Here is a 17,189-nt window from a genome sequence, read left to right as displayed (position 1 = left end):
ACTCGCCGATTCCCCATCGTCATCTGTCCACACTCACCACGCCATCCGGAAGGCTTTCGCGTCATGATCACTGATTCCCTGTCACTCCCCCTGCTGAGCCAGGCACGCCGTCTGCTCGGGCCAGCGTTTCTGGCCATGACACTGGTGCTCAGCGGCTGCGCCAGCCAGATGGCCAGCGACAATGCCGGTGATCTGACGCGCAGCGGCGGCGACTGGCAGCAACAGGACGCGCAACTTGCCGCCCTGACCCACTGGCAGCTGGCAGGCAAGGTCGGCATTCGCACTCCCGAGGAAGGCCACAGCGCCAACCTCGACTGGCAGCAGGACGGCGATGACTACCACATGTTGATCACCGGTCCGCTGGGTGCGGGGCGCACGACCCTGGTGCGCGACGCCGATGGTGTGCGCCTCTCCTCCTCCGAGGGTGACTTCGAGGCCCCGGATGCCGAGAGCCTGATGCTGGCGCAACTGGGCTGGTCATTGCCGCTGGGTGCCCTCGACAACTGGGTGCGCGGCGTACCGGCCGCTGGCGAGCATGACATCGAGACAGATCAACTTGGCTTCCCGACCACCCTCTACCAGGACGGCTGGGAAGTGGACTATCAGGATTGGACCCGCGCCGAAGGCCTGTGGCTGCCGCGTAAGATGAAGCTCTACTACGGCGACCTCACCGCCACTCTCATCGTCAACCAGTGGCAGGCGCTGTGATCGTGACACCTTCTCCTTCTTCCATGACGACCCCGACAGCCGCATCCGCATCGACCATGACTCTCACCCTGCCCGCTCCGGCCAAGCTCAATCGCATGCTGCATATCACGGGCCAGCGTGCCGATGGCTATCACGAGCTGCAGACGCTGTTCCAGTTTCTCGAGCACGGCGACAGCCTCAGCTTCACGCTGCGCGACGATGAGGCCATCCGCCTCTCGCCGCCTATTGAAGGTGTGCCCGAAGAGGCCAACCTGATCGTGCGCGCCGCGCGCCTGCTGCGAGAAGCCGCACACGCGCAGGGCAAGGTCGCGTCACCCACCGCATTGCCCGGTGTCGATATCACGCTGGAGAAAGTGCTGCCGATGGGTGGCGGCCTGGGGGGCGGCAGCAGCGACGCCGCCACGACCCTGCTGGCACTGGACAGACTCTGGGGCCTGGAGCTTGGCGAAGACGCCCTTGCCGAGCTCGGCCTGTCGCTTGGCGCGGATGTGCCGGTGTTCGTGCGCGGCTTCGCCGCCTGGGCCGAAGGCATCGGCGAACACCTGGTGCCAGCCCCACTGGACACCCCATGGTTCGTGGTGATCCACCCCGGCGTCGAGGTCGCGACACCCGCCGTGTTCGGCCACCCGCAATTGACACGTTCCAGCCTCGCGATTAGTATGGCGCGCGCACTGCAGGGGGGCCGCAACGACTGTGAAGTCGTGGTGCGCACTTTGTACCCGGCAGTCGCCGACGCCCTGGACTGGCTGGACCAGTTCGGCACCGCCAGACTGACGGGCACCGGCGCCTGTGTGTTCTGTGCGTTTGACGACGCACGACAGGCCAGCGAGGTGCTGGGTCGACTCGAACTCGAGCGCCCGATGTGGCACGCCTTCTCGGCACGCGGTTGCAATATCTCCCCTCTACATGCCGCTCTGGCTTCGGCCTGAGCACAGCAACTGGTTGAAGTGAACGTTGCTGGGGTATCGCCAAGTGGTAAGGCACCGGTTTCTGGTACCGACATTCCCAGGTTCGAATCCTGGTACCCCAGCCAATCCTGGCCGTTCCCGGTCAACCCGGAATTCTCCACTCCCGAGATCCCACAAGACTCCAAAGGTGGCTGCGCGTGTCAAAACTGATGGTATTCGCGGGGAATGCCAATCCCGCTCTCGCCCGCAAGGTAGCTGAAGCCCTCGATACCCGCCTGGGCCATGCAACCGTCGGTCAGTTCAGCGATGGCGAGATTGCGGTAGAAATCAACGAAAACGTTCGCGGCAAGGACGTCTTCATCATGCAGTCCACCTGCGCACCGACCAACGACAACCTGATGGAGCTGATCCTGATGGTGGACGCGTTGCGTCGTGCGTCTGCGGCGCGTATCACTGCGGTCGTTCCCTACTTCGGTTACGCCCGTCAGGACCGCCGCGTGCGCTCTGCTCGCGTGCCGATCTCGGCGAAGGTGGTCGCGGACATGATGGTCAAGGCTGGCGTCAATCGCGTCATGACCATGGACCTGCATGCCGATCAGATCCAGGGCTTCTTCGATGTGCCGGTGGACAACGTCTACGGCTCACCGATCCTGCTCGACGACATCGAACGTCAAAACTATGACAACCTGATCGTCGTCTCCCCGGATGTGGGCGGCGTGGTACGTGCCCGTGCCATCGCCAAGCAGCTCAACTGCGAGCTGGCCATCATCGACAAGCGTCGTCCCCAGGCCAACCAGGCCCAGGTGATGAACATCATCGGTGATATCAAGGACCGCACCTGCGTGCTGGTCGATGACATGATCGATACCGCCGGCACACTGTGCAAGGCGGGCGAGGCACTCAAGGATCATGGCGCCAACCGCGTCGTGGCCTATGCGTCCCACGCGATCCTGTCCGGCCCGGCGGTCGACAACATCACCAACTCCGTCCTCGACGAAGTGGTGGTTGCCGACACCATCCCGCTGTCCGACGCCGCGCGTCGTTCCGGCAAGATCCGCCAGCTGACAGTCGCTGGCCTGATCGCCGAGGCGATCCGTCGCGTCAGCAATGAAGAATCCGTCAGCGCCATGTTCCACTGAGTCCTGTCGGCGGGCCCTGCTCGCCGCTGCTCGGGGAAGAGGCACTGACAACGGCAGATGATCCGTCATCTGCCGACAAGCGGCCGGCCCGGAAATCTCCGGGCCGGCCTCATGGATCCGGTAGCGCTCTGGTCGCGGGGGCTACCGGATTCTCATTAGACCCTTGAGGTATCTGCAAAATGAAACTGTTCAAACTGAATGCTGAAGTTCGTGAAGACCTGGGGAAAGGTGCGAGCCGCCGCCTGCGTCGTACGAACGACTTCGTGCCGGCCATCATCTACGGTGCCGACCAGGCCCCGACTCCGGTCATGATCGACAAGCCGAGCCTGTACAAGGCGGTTGACGATGAGGCGTTCTACTCCTCCATCATCACCCTGAATGTTGCGGGCAAGACCGAGAAAGTCGTCATCCGTGACCTGCAGCGTCACCCGTTCAAGCCGCTGCTGACTCACGTCGACTTCCTGCGCATCGATCCGACCCACAAACTGACCATGAACGTGCCGCTGCACATCACTGGTCAGGAAGCCTGTGTCGGTGTCAAGGACCAGGACGGCGTCCTGCACGTCCTGGCGACTGACGTCGAAATCAGCTGCCTGCCGGAAGCCCTGCCGGAATACCTAGAGCTGGACGTGTCCAAGCTGGAAGTTGGCCACACCCTGCACCTGTCCGACATCGCTCTGCCGGAAGGCGCCGAGTCCGTTGCCCTGTCCCACGGTGCCGATCACGACACCGCTGTGGTCAACGTCACTCGTCCGAACATCTCTGCTGACGCAGAAGATGCTGCTGAAGGCGAAGAAGCACCTGCTGCAGAATAACGCAGCCTGATCAAGGAGCCAGACAGCGCATGTCACGAGTGAAAGCGATCATCGGCCTCGGTAACCCGGGGAACGAATACGAAGACACCCGTCACAATGCCGGCGTCTGGCTCCTTGACGCTCTTGCGCGCCACGGTCACACCACGTTGCGTCCGGAACGCAAGTTCCATGGCCAATACGCGAAGGTCCACTTCGCCGGTCAGGATCTGCATTTGCTGTTCCCATCGACGTTCATGAATCGCAGCGGTCAGGCCGTGGCCGCATTGTGCAACTTCTACAAGCTCGCCCCGGATGAACTGCTCGTCGCCCACGATGAGCTGGACATCGACCCCGGCACCGCCCGCTACAAGCAGGGTGGCGGCCATGGCGGTCACAACGGGTTGCGCGACATCATCAGTGCACTGGGCAACGACAAGTCGTTCCATCGTGCCCGCATCGGCATCGGCCACCCCGGCAATGCCAAGCTGGTGACCAACTTCGTGCTCGGACGTCCCGGCAAGGCTGAACGCCAGGCCATCGACGACGCCATCGACGAAGTGGTGATGACCCTCCCCGACGCCATCAGTGGCGAATGGGCACGGGCCATGAATCGCCTGCATTCCTTCAAGAGCTGAACCCCTGCATCACCCCTCTCCGAATTTCGGTGATTCGCTCAGCGCATCACCTCGCTTGCGTGCGCGTCTCGCCACGCGATCAGCAGCAAAAGGCATCATTTGTCGCGCGACATGCGCCCAATGGATGACCTCGGCGGCATGAGGCCTTACACTTCCCGCCTGTCTTCATTCCGTGCCTGCCCACTCGTTTCCCCGCATGCCCAGTGCCTGTGCACTCAGAGCCTGCTGGTCGAGACGACTGCCAGTGCCACGCCCCATTCGATACGTCACACCAGGATCTAGCGCCATGGGTTTCAATTGCGGCATCGTCGGCCTGCCGAACGTCGGCAAGTCCACTCTCTTCAATGCACTGACCAAGTCTGGCATTGACGCCGAGAACTTCCCCTTCTGCACCATCGAGCCGAACACCGGTATCGTGCCGATGCCTGACCCTCGCCTGAACGCGCTGGCCGAGATCGTCAAGCCGGAGAAGGTGATTCCGACCACCATGGAATTCGTCGACATCGCGGGTCTGGTCGCGGGCGCTTCCAAGGGCGAAGGTCTGGGCAACAAGTTCCTGGCCAACATCCGTGAGACCGACGCCATCGCGCACGTGGTGCGTTGCTTCGAGGATGACAACGTCATCCACGTCGCCAACCACGTCGACCCGGCCGCCGACATCGAGACCATCAACATCGAGCTGGCCCTGGCCGATCTCGACAGCGTCGAGCGCAGCATCCAGCGTCTGGCCCGCGTCGCCAAGGGCGGCGACAAGGAAGCCATCGCCACCAAGGCCGTGCTGGAACGCATCCAGCCGCACCTGGCCGAAGGCCAGCCGCTGCGCAGCTTCGGCCTCAGCGATGACGACCTGAAGATCGTGCGCGGCTTCGGCTTCCTGACCCTCAAGCCAACCATGTACATCGCCAACGTCAGCGAGGAAGGCTTCGAGAACAATCCCTACCTCGATATCGTGCGCGGCATTGCCGCCAACGAAGGCGCCAGCGTCGTGCCGGTATGCAACAAGATCGAAGCCGAGATCGCCGAGCTGGACGAGGAAGAGCGCGAGATGTTCCTCGACGAGCTGGGCATGGAAGAGCCGGGCCTGGACCGCGTCATCCGCGCCGGTTACGAGCTGCTGGGCCTGCAGACCTACTTCACCGCTGGCGTGAAGGAAGTGCGTGCCTGGACCGTCAAGATCGGCGCTACCGCACCGGAAGGCGCTGGCGTCATCCACACCGACTTCCAGAAAGGCTTCATCCGTGCCGAAGTCGTTTCCTATGACGACTTCATCGCCTACAAGGGCGAGCAAGGCGCCAAGGATGCCGGCAAGTGGCGCCTGGAAGGCAAGGACTACATCCTCAAGGATGGCGACGTGGTGCACTACCGCTTCAATGTCTGATGGCTCATCGGTGCCCGGCGACGCCTGGGCCCAGCTGACGCCCTGACAGCCTGTCCTGACAGAACGCCCCTGATCTCTCACGAGGTCAGGGGCGTTCTGCGTTGTGGCACGGAAAACTGCTCAAGCAGGAACACAGATCAAGGCGTGGAGGTCTCAACCAGTGGAGACCTCAACCAGCGAAGGGCTCAGATCGCTGCGGGCTCTGCCAGCGGCACCTGCAGCCACTGCGCGGCCTGTCTGGCGAGCTGGTCCGCCAGTGACTGCGCCAGCCGCGAACGCCCCGCCTCGCGTCGCCACACGGCACTCAGCACCAGCTCACCCGCCTGGGGCAGCTGACGCGCGCTCAAGCCGCGCTCCGTAGTGGCGGCATGCGCCGTGAGCGCATCGACCACCGCCAGCCCCTCCCCCGCCTGAACCAGCGCCGCCGCCAGTGGATAGGTCTGCACACGCGTCACGATACGCGGTGAAGATGGCAAAGCGCTTGAAGCTTCCTGCGCCACGCTCGCCAGCAGACCATCGAGTCGCCGCGCCAGCGGGTCGTGCGCTCCCAGCGCGATCAGGCGCTGACCGGCAAGCTCCGCCACCGTCATCGGCGCCTGCTGACATTCCTGTGCCCAATACCCTGCGGACCCGAGCACCAGTAGCGGCATGCGCACCAGCGGACGCGTCATCAGCGCAGGATGCGTCGGCGCACTCAGCGTGAAGGCGATATCGACCTCATGCAGCAACAGGGCATCGACGATCTCGCGGGTATGCTGGGTCGCCAGCTCACAGCTGACTCGCGGCTGACGCCGGCGCCACTGACCCAGCGCCTGCGGCAACAATTGCTGAGCGATGGCAGGCGTTGCCACCACCTTGAGCGTGCGTGCCTCGCCCTCACGCAAGCCATCGACCAGCCGTCTCACATCGTCCAGCTGACCGAGCATTCCCTGACTGGCCGCTTCCAGCTTGCGTGCCTCCTCGGTGGGATGCAGCTGCCCTGCACTGCGCGTGAACAGCGTGATTCCCCACTGGTGCTCGACCTGCTGCAGCGCCTTGCTCGCCGCCGGTTGAGAGATATGCAGCAACCGCGCCGCGCCGGTCACGCTACCGGCCTGCAGGACGGCGTGAAAGATCTCCAGGTCCCTGAGCCGCATGCGCTATCTCCCTGTCCGGTTGTCTAGAGGGCTTACTTGAGGGCGCACTTGAGCGCCTGCGCATCAGGTTACCCCATAACCTCGGGTTATGGCGCGGCACATCCTTTTCATTCGCCACTTACGCCAGCGACCGGCAAGCTCGAGCACGACACGACCTTCACGAACCGGGAGCCCAGCATGCAACGCCACGTGACCGTCATCGGAGGCGGCGTGATCGGCCTCGCCAGTGCCCACGCCCTGGTGCGCGCCGGCCACTGCGTGACCCTGATCGACGCCCATGCCGAGGTCGCCAGCGAGACCAGCCACGCCAATGGCGGCCAGCTGAGCTATCGCTATGTGGCGCCATTGGCCGATAGCGGCGTACCCCGCCAGGCCATCAAGTGGCTTTTGGCAGGCAATGAGGCACCGCTGAAACTGCGCCCGAATCTGGACCCCGCACAATGGCGCTGGATGGCCCGCTTTGTGGCCGCCTGCAATCACCGCACGCATCAGGCCAGCGCTGCGCAGATGCTCTCGCTGGCGCTGCACAGCCAGGCGATCATGAGCGAGTGGCGCACTCGAGATGCGCTCGGCGACTTCGCCTGGCAGCAGCGCGGCAAGCTGGTGATCCATCGTGACCCGATGGCGCTCGACAAGGCGGCCGCCGAACGTGTCGCCCCGCAGGACCAACAGGTGCTCGATGCGCGCCAATGCATCGCGCTGGAGCCCTCAATGGCCCATCAGCAAGCCCACCTGTCAGGCGGCATCTTCAGCGCCTCGGACGAGACGGCGGATTGCCATGCCTTCTGTCAGGCGCTGGAGCGCAAGCTGCAGGCCTCCGGGCGCTATACGCGCATCGCCAACACGCGCGTCGCCCCGCTGAGCGCACGCAACGGGCGCATCGAGCAGCTCGAGCTCAGACACCTTGATAACCGCCGAGAATGCCTCGCCGTCGAAGAGGTCGTCATCGCGGCCGGCAATCATGCCGCCGAGCTGGTACAGCCCCTGGGCATCCACCTGCCCCTGCAGCCGCTCAAGGGCTATAGCCTCACCTTGGCGCTGACAGCTGACACCCCGGAGACGGCCGCACCGCGCATCAGCGTTACCGACTCGGCACGCAAGGTGGTCTATGCCGACCTGGAGTCGTCGGCATCACGCCAGCTGCGCGTCGCGGCGATGGTGGATATCGGCCAGCGGGAGCGCGATAGCTTCCACCCCGAACTGGATGAGCAGCGCATTGCCGCCCTGCGCGAGCTGGCCAGCGATACCTTCCCCGCAGCCGGCGATTTCGCGCAGGCCACTCCCTGGGCCGGACTGCGCCCCAGCACGCCCAAGGGGCCGCCGATCCTCGGCCGTCCCCGGCAAGCGAACAGCCCGGACAATCTGTGGCTGAACGTCGGCCATGGCAGCCTGGGTTTCACGCTGGCCTGCGCCAGTGGCGACCTCATCGCACGCGCCATCTCGCGAGAGGCTCTCCCCGGCTCTCTCTCCGACAGCCTACCTGATGCCCTCGCTGCGCGGCCGGGACGCTAGCCTGATGAATTCCCTGCCACTTTTTCGCGCTGATGCGTTGACAACATCGCGGACAATCCGTAATATTCGCCTCCGTTGGACGGCTACATAGCTCAGCTGGTTAGAGCACATCACTCATAATGATGGGGTCCCCTGTTCAAATCAGGGTGTAGCCACCAACCAAGATTCGAAAGGCCTGACTGCAAGCAGTCAGGCCTTTTTCGTTGTGCGCGATCTATACGCAAGACTCGCGCATCCGGCGCCCTGCTGCGTAGCCCTCGAGCCAGGTCACAGGCATCAAAAAGGGCGACCCGCAGGCCGCCCTTTTTCCAGGCTCGTCTTTTTACGATATTACGCTACGCGCCCGCTCTCTCAGCACAATCCGGCTCGACTCAGTCCAGCTGCTCGCGATTGCAGAAGGCTACCAGCACCTTGATCAGCATGGCGACATCGGCACTGCCAGATGTCTCACGAATCGAGTGCATGCCCCACTGCGGCAGCCCCACATCCAGAGTCGGCACCCCTACCTCACTGGCGGTGATCGGCCCGATGGTGCTGCCACAGCCCATGTCGGCACGACTGACGAAGGTCTGCACCGGCACATCCTGCTCGCGACACATCTCACGGAACAGCCCGGCCGTGGTGCTGTTGGTGGCGTAACGCTGATTGGCATTGACCTTGATGACCGGCCCGGCATTCAACTTCGGCCCATGCCCCGCATCATGCTTGTCCGCGAAATTGGGGTGCACGGCGTGGGCATTATCGCAAGAAATCATCAAGGAGCGCTGCACGAGGCACTGATAGCCTTCTTCGCTGTCCAAGCCGACGTAGTAATTGATGCGCTTGAGCACATCGGCCAGGAAGGGCCCCTGGGCACCACAGGCGCTGGCACTGCCGACTTCTTCATGATCGGTAGTGACGAACAGCGCCCCCTGGCTGCCATCGGCCTCCAGCAGTGCCTCGAGACCGACGAAACAGGACAGCAGATTGTCGAGGCGCGCACTGGTGATCAACTCGCCTTTCAGCCCCGACTGCGCCGCCGGCTGCAGATCGTGCAGGCCCAACTCGAAGTCGACGACATCCGCGACCCGCACGCCGTGCTGCTCCTCGATCAGCTCGATCAACAGCGCATTGAAGGCCTCCGCGGGCGTCCCGGCCTCTTCCCCAAGCTGCATGACCACGGCTGACATCTGGGTCTGGGCATTGATGGCACGCCCGCTGTTGACGTCACGATCCAGATGGATCGCCAGGCTCGGCACGCAGGCAAACGGACGCATGACCGTCAGCAGCAGTGTCTCGCGACGACCGTCCGCATGCCGCACCTGGACACGGCCCGCAAGCCCCAGATCGCGATCGAACCAGGTGCTCAGCAACACGCCGCCATAGGTCTCGACCCCCAGCGTCAACCAGCCCTGACTGGCCTGTGCCGGATTGGGCTTCAGACGCAGACAGGGCGAATCGGTGTGCGCACCGATCATCCGAAGCGAGCTCAGCGACGTATCACCCTTGGGGAGCTGAAAGGCAATCAACGAGGAATCATTGCGCGTGACATAGGCGCGCTCACCGGGCGCCAGCTGCCAGGAAGACGTCTCGCTGAGGCGACGATAGCCCGCCTGTTCAAGACGCTGCGCCATGGAAGCCGTCGCGTGCCACGGCGTGGGAGAAGAAGACAGGAAGTCGAGCAGTGCGGGAACGCGGGAATCCGCAATCGCATGAGTCATGATGGCGTCTGGTCCTCGAAGATATATGCAAGGCACTGTATAAGAAGAAACATGATGGGGAAAACCTGTGACGACCCTTCGATGACATGACTGCCATCCAGTCACCATTCAGCGGGGCGTCGAGAAGCGCGGCATGCCAGCCAAAGCCCTGCGCTGACAGAGTTTTCACAACCCCAACGCATCAACGCCAGACAACTGTGTATGGTGCGTGAGACTGCTACAATGCCCGCTCGACCCCCTGCGGGGAGGTCGTTCAGGGAGCAGAGTGTACATGAATCGGGAGTGCTTCATTGATGAGCCTGTTCGCAAACGTCCGGCGCACGGCATTCGTTGCCCTGTGTCTTGCCATGGCCGGCCCTGCCAGTGCCGCGGTCACCCCTACTGACGCCGATGCACAGGCTGCTCGCGAAGTTGCCGAGTCTTTGCGCTATGGGCATTACGAAGATGTGACCCTGGATGACCACTGGGCCAACCGCGCCTTTACGCAATACCTCAAGACTCTCGACCCCCAGAAAGCCTATCTGCTGGATGCGGACATCAGCGAGTTCAGCGACCTGCGTCACGATTTCGACGACGCCATGATCGATGGTGATCTCGAGCGTATCTATGGCCTCTACGAGCGCTATCAGCAACGCCTCACCGCACGCCTCACCTGGCTGGTGAAGACGCTGGACGCCAAGCCGAGCTTCGATTTCGACAAGGATGATCGCCTGGCGCTGGACCGCAAGGACAGCCCGTGGGCCGATAGCGAGCAGGAGCTCGACGAGCTGTGGCGCAAGCGCCTCAAGAACGCTTGGCTATCGATGTCACTGTCCGACAAGAGCGATGACGAGATCGCCAAGACGCTCAGCGAGCGTTATTCCAACCAACTCAAGCGCATCAAGCGGACCAACGATGAAGATATCCTGACGCTGGTGATGCATGCCGTAACCGGCAGCATCGATCCGCACAGCGAATACTTCTCGCCGCGCCAGGGCGAATCCTTCGATATCCAGATGAAGCTGTCGCTGGATGGCATCGGCGCCCTGCTGCAATCCGAAGGTGAATACGTCAAGGTCTCGAGCCTAGTGCCCGGCGGCCCTGCCGAGAAGGATGGCGAGCTCAAGCCGGCCGATCGCATCGTGGCCGTCGGCCAGGGTCAGGGCGACAGCGAGTGGACCAACGTGGTCGGCATGCGCCTGGATGACGTCGTGGACCTGATCCGCGGCCCGAAGGGCTCCGTCGTGCGCCTGGAAGTGATTCCGGCCCAGTCGCTGGATGTCACCAAGACGCGTGAACTGGACATCACCCGCGACACCGTCAAGCTCGAGGACCAGGCCGCCAATGCCAAGGTCATCGACGTCAAGCGCGATGATGGCGTCCACAGGATCGGCGTCATTCACGTGCCCGCCTTCTATGTCGATTTCGATGCCTGGCAGGCCGGTGAAGACGACTATCGCAGCACCACCCGCGACGTGGCGCGCCTGATCGACGAACTGAAGGCCAAGCAGGTGGAAGGCATCATTCTCGATCTGCGCAACAACGGCGGCGGCGCCCTGCAGGAAGCCAATTCGATGATCGGCCTGTTCATCGATCGCGGCCCCACCGTGCAGGTGCGTGATGCACGCGGCCGTATCAGCCTCTACGGCGATACCGACGCCGGCACCCACTATGACGGCCCGCTGACCGTGCTGGTCAACCGCCTCTCGGCCTCGGCATCCGAAATCTTCGCCGGTGCGATCCAGGACTACGGCCGCGGCCCGATACTCGGCAGCCAGACCTTCGGCAAGGGCACGGTGCAGACCATCTCCTCGCTGAGCGAAGGCGAGATCAAGCTGACCCGCGCCAAGTTCTATCGCATCTCCGGCGACTCGACCCAGAACAAAGGTGTGAAGCCGGACATCGCCTTCCCCAGCGTCATCGACCCGCAGGAGATCGGCGAATCCAGCCTCGACTACGCACTGCCCTGGGATCAGGTACGCCCGGTGAAGTATCGCCGCTACGGTGATCCGGCACGCTATCTGGCCGCATTGCGCGCCCGCCACCAGAGCCGCGTCGAACAGGACCCCAACTTCAGCTACCTGAAGAGCGAAGTCGCGCTGTCAAAGGCACTGCGCGCGCAGCAGACCAGCATCAGCCTCAATCGTGAGCAGCGCAAACGCGAGATGGATGCCCAGGAAGCCGAGCAGCTGGCACTGGAAAACAAGCGCCGTCGTGCCCTCAACCTCGAGCCACTGACAAGCTTTGCCGAACTCGATGCCGCCAGCGACCACATCTCTTCCCCCGAGAGTGATCCCGAGCAGGAAGCCGATATCGAAGAAGGCAGCAGCGACAAGGAAGCCAAGGACCCGATCGATCAGGCCCAGCTTCAGGAAAGTGCCGAGATCCTGCTCGACTACGCCCACCTCACCGGTGATCGCTAGACTCTCGTGACTCACACCACGACCACCGTCTGACGAAGCTGGTCGACCGCCAAGGCCCCTGCTCTCATGCAACACCGAGCGCAGGGGCTTTTTTCGTGCCACAAAGAAAGCCTGTGGCACGCAGCATCACGGCCGCGCGAGGCAGCAACGCGCGCACAACAACGCACAGGCAGCAACACATACGAAGCAACGACAGGACAGAAAACGTAGCAGCAGAAGCGGAATGGCATGCATCGCAACGCCAGGCAGCTGCCGCGCAGAGGATGACAGCAGAATGCTGGCGACACGGGAACACGCTCTCGAGGCAGAAAGCACGAAATGCCGAAGCAGGGTGTGGAACAGGAGCGGACTGGCGAGCAGAACCGACAAGCAAGGATTGCGAGCAGCGCTCAGGCGCAGAACTGATGAACAGGGCTTGCGAATAGGGCTCAGGCGCAGAGCCAACAAGCAAAGCTCAGGTAGCGATGATGCGACCAGCAGAGAACACGAGGGAAAGCAGGGAAGTGATATTGGCTCCTCGAACAGGACTCGAACCTGTGACCCAATGATTAACAGTCATTTGCTCTACCAACTGAGCTATCGAGGAACAACAAAATATCGATCGATATCAGGGCGATATCGAAGCTGACGACGAGGAACTCATCTATCAGCGTCATTTCCGGCATTGGCAGGAAGCCTTGGATTGGCTCCTCGAACAGGACTCGAACCTGTGACCCAATGATTAACAGTCATTTGCTCTACCAACTGAGCTATCGAGGAACGACCGGAAATCCATCTGTCAGTGACATCATCATGGATGCTATCAGGCTGACATTTCAAGCATGCTGCATGTGCTATTGGCTCCTCGAACAGGACTCGAACCTGTGACCCAATGATTAACAGTCATTTGCTCTACCAACTGAGCTATCGAGGAACAACCTTGAACACGCGACGAATTATACGGAAATACTCAATGGCGTCAACCACCTTCGGCCATTCAGACCACCGCAGAACTCGTTCGATTCCTCCTGCCGGATCCACCTCCGAAAGCGCACGAAGCGACATCCAGATGTGACAAGGCCCGCACGGATGCAGGCCTTGGAATCACTGGTGGCTACACCCTGATTTGAACAGGGGACCCCATCATTATGAGTGATGTGCTCTAACCAGCTGAGCTATGTAGCCACACGACGAGGCGTATATTGCAGGTCAGGCTGCTGAATTGCAAGCACTTTTTATCAAAAGCTCAACAGACGAGCCCGACGGGCCGATCAGATACCCAGCGATGTCTTCACCGCGGCAAGGCCAGGCTGACCCTCCACGGTCTCGACTCCCTTGAGCCAGGCCTCCAGCACCTGCGGGTTCTGCTTGAGCCAACTGGCCGCCGCATCATCCGGGTCTTCGCCGCCATCCATGATGTCGCCCATCAGCTGGTTTTCCATCTCCAGGGTGAACTCGAGATTGGAAAGCAGGGCCCCGACGTTGGTGCATGCCTCGCTATAGCCCGCGCGAGTATTGGTATACACCGTCGCACCACCCAGATTCGGCCCGAAGTAATCATCGGCCCCTTCCAGATAGCCCATCTCGAAGCGGGTATTCATCGGGTGCGGTTCCCAGCCGAGGAACACGACCCACTCCTCGGCGGCAATCTTCGACTTCACTTCCGCCAGCATGCCGGCTTCCGAGGAGTCGATCATCTCGAACTCGCCCATGCCGAAGGCGTCGTCATCGATCATGTCGGCAATGATCATGTTGCCGTCGTTGCCCGCCTCTATCCCGTAGATGCGACCATCGAACTTCTCGAGATTGTCGGCAAGGTCCGCCACCGAGGTCACGCCGGCATCCAGCACATACTGCGGCACCGCCAGGGTGTATTTCGCGCCCTGGAGATTGGCGCGCGGGCGATCGACCTGCCCCTTGTCGATGTAGGGGTCACTGATGGAGGCCATCGACGGCATCCAGTTGCCCAGGAAGACATCGAAGTCATCATTCTTCATGCCGGCATAGGCGATCGGCACCGAGATGGTGTCAGACGTCGTCTCATAGCCCAGCCCCTCCAGCACGGCACGCGTCAGGGCGGTGGTGGCCGTGATGTCCGTCCAGCCGACTTCGGCGAAACGCACCGTACGACATTCTTCCGTCACGGCGGCCTGGGCCTGATTCGCCATGACCGGCACGGCGATGACGCCCAGTGCCAACAGCACCTTACCAGGTGATCGTTTCATGCTAACCCCTTGTTTTATTGTTCGTTGTCATTCAACTCTCGACCATCGGCGCAACGTTCAACCTACGTTGAGATCGACATGCTGCCCCTCCATGTTCTACCGCACTGTAGCGCTTTTACCAACCGGCCTCGCCAACCCACAGTCTTGAACGCCCGCCTATCGCTGGCCGCCACCGGCCCTCGATGCCTCGCCCGCCTCCCCCTCCTGACCATCCCTGACTGCTTCCGGCTGCCCCGCCTTGCCTCAACTTGACGCATCGGGAACCAGCCTCTACACTTTTTGTTAATTGAACGTTCAATAAAAACCTTGCACACGACAGCATGGTGCAGCGCTCGCGGCAAACCGGTGATGATCCAGTACCATGGCCACACCAAGTGTCACACCGACCCGATATACGAAAAGGACTCCGTTGATGCCCAAAGTGGGAATGGAACCTATCCGCCGCCGCCAGTTGATCCAGGCCACCATGCAAGCCATCGATGAGGCAGGACTCGCCGACGCGACCGTGGCCCGTATCGCCCGTCACGCAGGTGTGTCCACTGGCATCATCAGCCACTATTTCGGCGGCAAGGATGGCTTGATGGAAGCCACCATGCGCCAGATTCTCACTGACCTGCGCAGCGCCGTCAGTGAACGTCGCGCCGCACTGGCCGACGATGACGTCCGCAGCCATCTGCGCGCGGTGATCGACGGCAACTTTGACCGCAGCCAGGTCAGCCAGAGCGTCTCCAAGACCTGGCTGGCCTTCTGGGCCTCCAGCATGCACCGCATTCCGCTGGAACGCCTGCAGCGGGTCAACGACAGGCGGCTGATCTCCAATCTGTGTGCCCTGTTCCGCCGCTGCATGCCGCTGAACGAGGCACGTGATGCCGCGGCCGGACTGGCCGCCTTGATCGACGGCCTGTGGTTGCGCGGCACGCTGGACCCGACCGGCCTCGATGTCGAGCGCGCACGCCGCCTCGCCTACGAATACGCTGACTACCAGCTGACACGTCACATGGCAGCATCCCTGAACGCGACAGACTCCCCCACTTCCCCTGAACCCAGTAAGGAGCGCACGCATGGCTAACGGCAACGCAAGCTTCCCGACCCAGACCCTCTACATCGGTGGCCGTCGGGTCGAGGCTACCTCCGGCGAGACCTTCGAGACCGTCAATCCGGCCACCGGCGAAGTCATCGCCGAGATCCAGCAGGCCAGCGGTGCCGACGTCGATACCGCCGTCGAAAGCGCCCTGCAGGGTCAGAAGGTGTGGGCCGCGATGACCGGCATGGAGCGTTCACGCATCCTGCGTCGCGCCGTGGACCTGCTGCGCGAGCGCAACGATGAACTGGCGCTGCTCGAGACACTCGACACCGGCAAGCCGCTGTCCGAGACCGAAGCAGTCGACATCGTCACCGGTGCCGATGCACTCGAGTACTACGCGGGCCTCGCGCCGGCCATCGAAGGCAGCCAGATGCCGCTGCGTCAGGAAGCCTTCGTCTATACCCGCAAGGAGCCGCTGGGCGTCATCGGTGCCATCGGTGCCTGGAACTACCCGATCCAGATCGCCTGCTGGAAGTCTGCCCCGGCCCTCGCCGCCGGCAACGCCATGGTCTTCAAGCCCAGCGAAGTCACTCCGCTGAGCGCACTGAAGCTGGCCGAGATCTTCACCGAAGCCGGCCTGCCGGACGGCGTGTTCAACGTCGTGCAGGGCGATGCCCGCGTCGGCGTGATGCTCACCGAGCACCCGGATATCGCCAAGATCTCCTTCACCGGGGAAGCCGGCACCGGCAAGAAGGTCATGTCCGCGTCCGCCTCTTCCAGCCTCAAGGAAGTCACCATGGAGCTGGGCGGCAAGTCCCCGCTGCTGGTGTTCGCCGACTCCGATCTCGACCGTGCCGCCGACGGCGCCATGATGGCCAACTTCTACAGCTCCGGTCAGGTGTGCACCAACGGCACCCGCGTGTTCGTCGAAGCCAGCGTCAAGGACGCCTTCGAAGCCAAGATCGTCGAGCGCGTCGCGCGCATCAAGGCCGGCGACCCGCAGGACCGCGCCACCACCTTCGGCCCGCTGGTCAGCTTCGAGCACCTGGACAAGGTCGTCTCCTATCTGGAGATCGCCAAGCAGGACGGCGCACGTCTGCTGGTCGGCGGTGAGCGCATGAGCGAAGGCGACTTCGCCAAGGGCGCCTGGGTCGCACCGACCGTCTACACCGACTGCAGCGATGACATGCGCATCGTGCAGGAAGAGATCTTCGGTCCGGTGATGTCCATCCTGTCCTTCGACAGTGAAGAGGAAGTCATCCGTCGCGCCAACGACACCACCTATGGCCTGGCGGCTGGCCTGTTCACCGAGAGCCTGAACCGCGCGCATCGCGTGATTCACCAGCTCGAAGCCGGCATCTGCTGGGTCAACACCTGGGGCGAGTCGCCGTCCGAAATGCCGGTCGGCGGCTACAAGCAGTCCGGTATCGGTCGCGAGAACGGTGTCGAGACGCTGTCTCACTACACCCAGACCAAGTCCGTGCTGATCGAGATGGGCCCGTTCGAGTCCGCCTTCTGAGCCATCACTGGCCGCAAGGCCTGATGACAGCAGCACCCTCTGGCGCCAGAGGCTGAAGTACCGGCCCTAAAGACCGGGCCTCAAGCACCGGGCCTCAAGCACGACCAAGCGCCAGATGCCCACCTGCCGG

General features: G+C 62.6%; 13 protein-coding genes and 6 tRNA genes. 12 read left to right on the top strand and 7 right to left on the bottom strand.

The features are described 5' to 3' along the window. The first annotated feature begins 63 nt into the window (after window positions 1-63). The 7 genes from lolB (at window position 64) to ychF (ending at window position 5,562) form a co-directional block, all read left to right on the top strand. Window positions 64-708, top strand: a complete 645-nt coding sequence (lolB, locus tag HA399_RS03260; protein WP_404326037.1) for a lipoprotein insertase outer membrane protein LolB — start codon at window positions 64-66, stop codon at window positions 706-708. A gap of 56 nt (window positions 709-764) precedes the next feature. Further along, on the top strand, window positions 765-1,637 hold the full coding sequence (ispE, locus tag HA399_RS03255) for a 4-(cytidine 5'-diphospho)-2-C-methyl-D-erythritol kinase (protein ID WP_404326035.1): 873 nt from the start codon (window positions 765-767) through the stop codon (window positions 1,635-1,637). 29 nt (window positions 1,638-1,666) lie between these two features. Beyond that, window positions 1,667-1,741: transfer RNA gene (locus tag HA399_RS03250), tRNA-Gln, on the top strand. A 72-nt stretch (window positions 1,742-1,813) separates the two neighbouring features. After that, window positions 1,814-2,755, top strand: coding sequence for a ribose-phosphate pyrophosphokinase (locus HA399_RS03245; protein ID WP_172978614.1), 942 nt, complete (start codon window positions 1,814-1,816; stop codon window positions 2,753-2,755). A 179-nt stretch (window positions 2,756-2,934) separates the two neighbouring features. Next, window positions 2,935-3,570 (top strand): 50S ribosomal protein L25/general stress protein Ctc, encoded by a 636-nt coding sequence (locus tag HA399_RS03240; RefSeq protein WP_043335898.1) that lies wholly within the window; start codon window positions 2,935-2,937, stop codon window positions 3,568-3,570. 29 nt (window positions 3,571-3,599) lie between these two features. Continuing rightward, the gene (gene pth / locus HA399_RS03235; RefSeq protein ID WP_043335900.1) at window positions 3,600-4,184 is read left to right on the top strand and encodes an aminoacyl-tRNA hydrolase; all 585 of its coding nucleotides are present in this window, start codon (window positions 3,600-3,602) and stop codon (window positions 4,182-4,184) included. A gap of 286 nt (window positions 4,185-4,470) precedes the next feature. Beyond that, entirely contained in the window at window positions 4,471-5,562 is a 1,092-nt protein-coding gene (gene ychF, locus HA399_RS03230) for a redox-regulated ATPase YchF (protein WP_043335902.1), read from the top strand. Between the two features lie 185 nt (window positions 5,563-5,747). Here ychF and HA399_RS03225 read toward each other — a convergent pair whose 3' ends face one another. Beyond that, window positions 5,748-6,698 carry a LysR family transcriptional regulator gene (locus HA399_RS03225; RefSeq protein WP_404326034.1) on the bottom strand — a complete coding sequence of 317 codons (951 nt, stop codon included), beginning with the start codon at window positions 6,696-6,698 and terminating at the stop codon, window positions 5,748-5,750. 177 nt (window positions 6,699-6,875) lie between these two features. Here HA399_RS03225 and HA399_RS03220 point away from each other — a divergent pair, with 177 nt between their 5' ends. Both HA399_RS03220 and HA399_RS03215 read left to right on the top strand, forming a co-directional pair. Beyond that, entirely contained in the window at window positions 6,876-8,210 is a 1,335-nt protein-coding gene (locus HA399_RS03220) for an FAD-dependent oxidoreductase (protein ID WP_404326033.1), read from the top strand. Between the two features lie 81 nt (window positions 8,211-8,291). Next, window positions 8,292-8,368 (top strand) — tRNA-Met (locus HA399_RS03215). Between the two features lie 213 nt (window positions 8,369-8,581). Here the strand turns inward: HA399_RS03215 and HA399_RS03210 are convergent. Beyond that, window positions 8,582-9,910: a M18 family aminopeptidase gene (locus HA399_RS03210; protein ID WP_404326032.1), complete on the bottom strand. Its 1,329-nt coding sequence runs from the start codon at window positions 9,908-9,910 to the stop codon at window positions 8,582-8,584. A gap of 293 nt (window positions 9,911-10,203) precedes the next feature. Between HA399_RS03210 and HA399_RS03205 the strand changes: the two genes are divergently transcribed. Next, the gene (locus HA399_RS03205) at window positions 10,204-12,312 is read left to right on the top strand and encodes a carboxy terminal-processing peptidase (RefSeq protein ID WP_404326031.1); all 2,109 of its coding nucleotides are present in this window, start codon (window positions 10,204-10,206) and stop codon (window positions 12,310-12,312) included. 510 nt (window positions 12,313-12,822) lie between these two features. On the opposite strand, the gene HA399_RS03200 is transcribed toward HA399_RS03205, so the two are convergent. The 5 genes from HA399_RS03200 to HA399_RS03180 form a co-directional block, all read right to left on the bottom strand. Further along, window positions 12,823-12,898, bottom strand: a tRNA-Asn gene (locus HA399_RS03200). 97 nt (window positions 12,899-12,995) lie between these two features. After that, window positions 12,996-13,071, bottom strand: a tRNA-Asn gene (locus HA399_RS03195). A gap of 78 nt (window positions 13,072-13,149) precedes the next feature. Beyond that, window positions 13,150-13,225, bottom strand: a tRNA-Asn gene (locus HA399_RS03190). Window positions 13,226-13,399: 174 nt separating this feature from the next. Beyond that, a tRNA-Met gene (locus tag HA399_RS03185) sits at window positions 13,400-13,476 on the bottom strand. An 86-nt stretch (window positions 13,477-13,562) separates the two neighbouring features. Further along, window positions 13,563-14,516: a choline ABC transporter substrate-binding protein gene (locus tag HA399_RS03180; RefSeq protein ID WP_054555132.1), complete on the bottom strand. Its 954-nt coding sequence runs from the start codon at window positions 14,514-14,516 to the stop codon at window positions 13,563-13,565. A 412-nt stretch (window positions 14,517-14,928) separates the two neighbouring features. On the opposite strand from HA399_RS03180, the gene betI reads away from it, so the two are divergent. Together betI and betB are read left to right on the top strand one after the other, a co-directional pair. After that, window positions 14,929-15,585 carry a transcriptional regulator BetI gene (gene betI / locus HA399_RS03175; protein WP_215823890.1) on the top strand — a complete coding sequence of 219 codons (657 nt, stop codon included), beginning with the start codon at window positions 14,929-14,931 and terminating at the stop codon, window positions 15,583-15,585. After that, complete coding sequence (betB, locus tag HA399_RS03170) at window positions 15,578-17,059, top strand: betaine-aldehyde dehydrogenase (protein WP_043335915.1); 1,482 nt, start codon at window positions 15,578-15,580, stop codon at window positions 17,057-17,059. The genes betI and betB overlap by 8 nt, the downstream gene beginning before the upstream one ends. Window positions 17,060-17,189 lie beyond the last annotated feature (130 nt).

The sequence above is a fragment of the Cobetia sp. UIB-001 genome (assembly GCF_044789135.1).
GTDB lineage: Bacteria > Pseudomonadota > Gammaproteobacteria > Pseudomonadales > Halomonadaceae > Cobetia > Cobetia amphilecti.
The sequence above is the reverse complement of the archived record's forward strand: the minus strand, read 5'-3'. Positions and strand labels throughout refer to the sequence as shown.

Coding starts and splice junctions, on each gene's coding strand:
- lolB (WP_404326037.1), top strand. CDS start 64: ATGATCACTGATTCCCTGTCACTCCCCCTGCTGAGCCAGGCACGCCGT.
- ispE (WP_404326035.1), top strand. CDS start 765: ATGACTCTCACCCTGCCCGCTCCGGCCAAGCTCAATCGCATGCTGCAT.
- HA399_RS03240 (WP_043335898.1), top strand. CDS start 2,935: ATGAAACTGTTCAAACTGAATGCTGAAGTTCGTGAAGACCTGGGGAAA.
- pth (WP_043335900.1), top strand. CDS start 3,600: ATGTCACGAGTGAAAGCGATCATCGGCCTCGGTAACCCGGGGAACGAA.
- ychF (WP_043335902.1), top strand. CDS start 4,471: ATGGGTTTCAATTGCGGCATCGTCGGCCTGCCGAACGTCGGCAAGTCC.
- HA399_RS03225 (WP_404326034.1), bottom strand. CDS start 6,698: ATGCGGCTCAGGGACCTGGAGATCTTTCACGCCGTCCTGCAGGCCGGT.
- HA399_RS03220 (WP_404326033.1), top strand. CDS start 6,876: ATGCAACGCCACGTGACCGTCATCGGAGGCGGCGTGATCGGCCTCGCC.
- HA399_RS03210 (WP_404326032.1), bottom strand. CDS start 9,910: ATGACTCATGCGATTGCGGATTCCCGCGTTCCCGCACTGCTCGACTTC.
- HA399_RS03205 (WP_404326031.1), top strand. CDS start 10,204: ATGAGCCTGTTCGCAAACGTCCGGCGCACGGCATTCGTTGCCCTGTGT.
- HA399_RS03180 (WP_054555132.1), bottom strand. CDS start 14,516: ATGAAACGATCACCTGGTAAGGTGCTGTTGGCACTGGGCGTCATCGCC.
- betI (WP_215823890.1), top strand. CDS start 14,929: ATGCCCAAAGTGGGAATGGAACCTATCCGCCGCCGCCAGTTGATCCAG.
- betB (WP_043335915.1), top strand. CDS start 15,578: ATGGCTAACGGCAACGCAAGCTTCCCGACCCAGACCCTCTACATCGGT.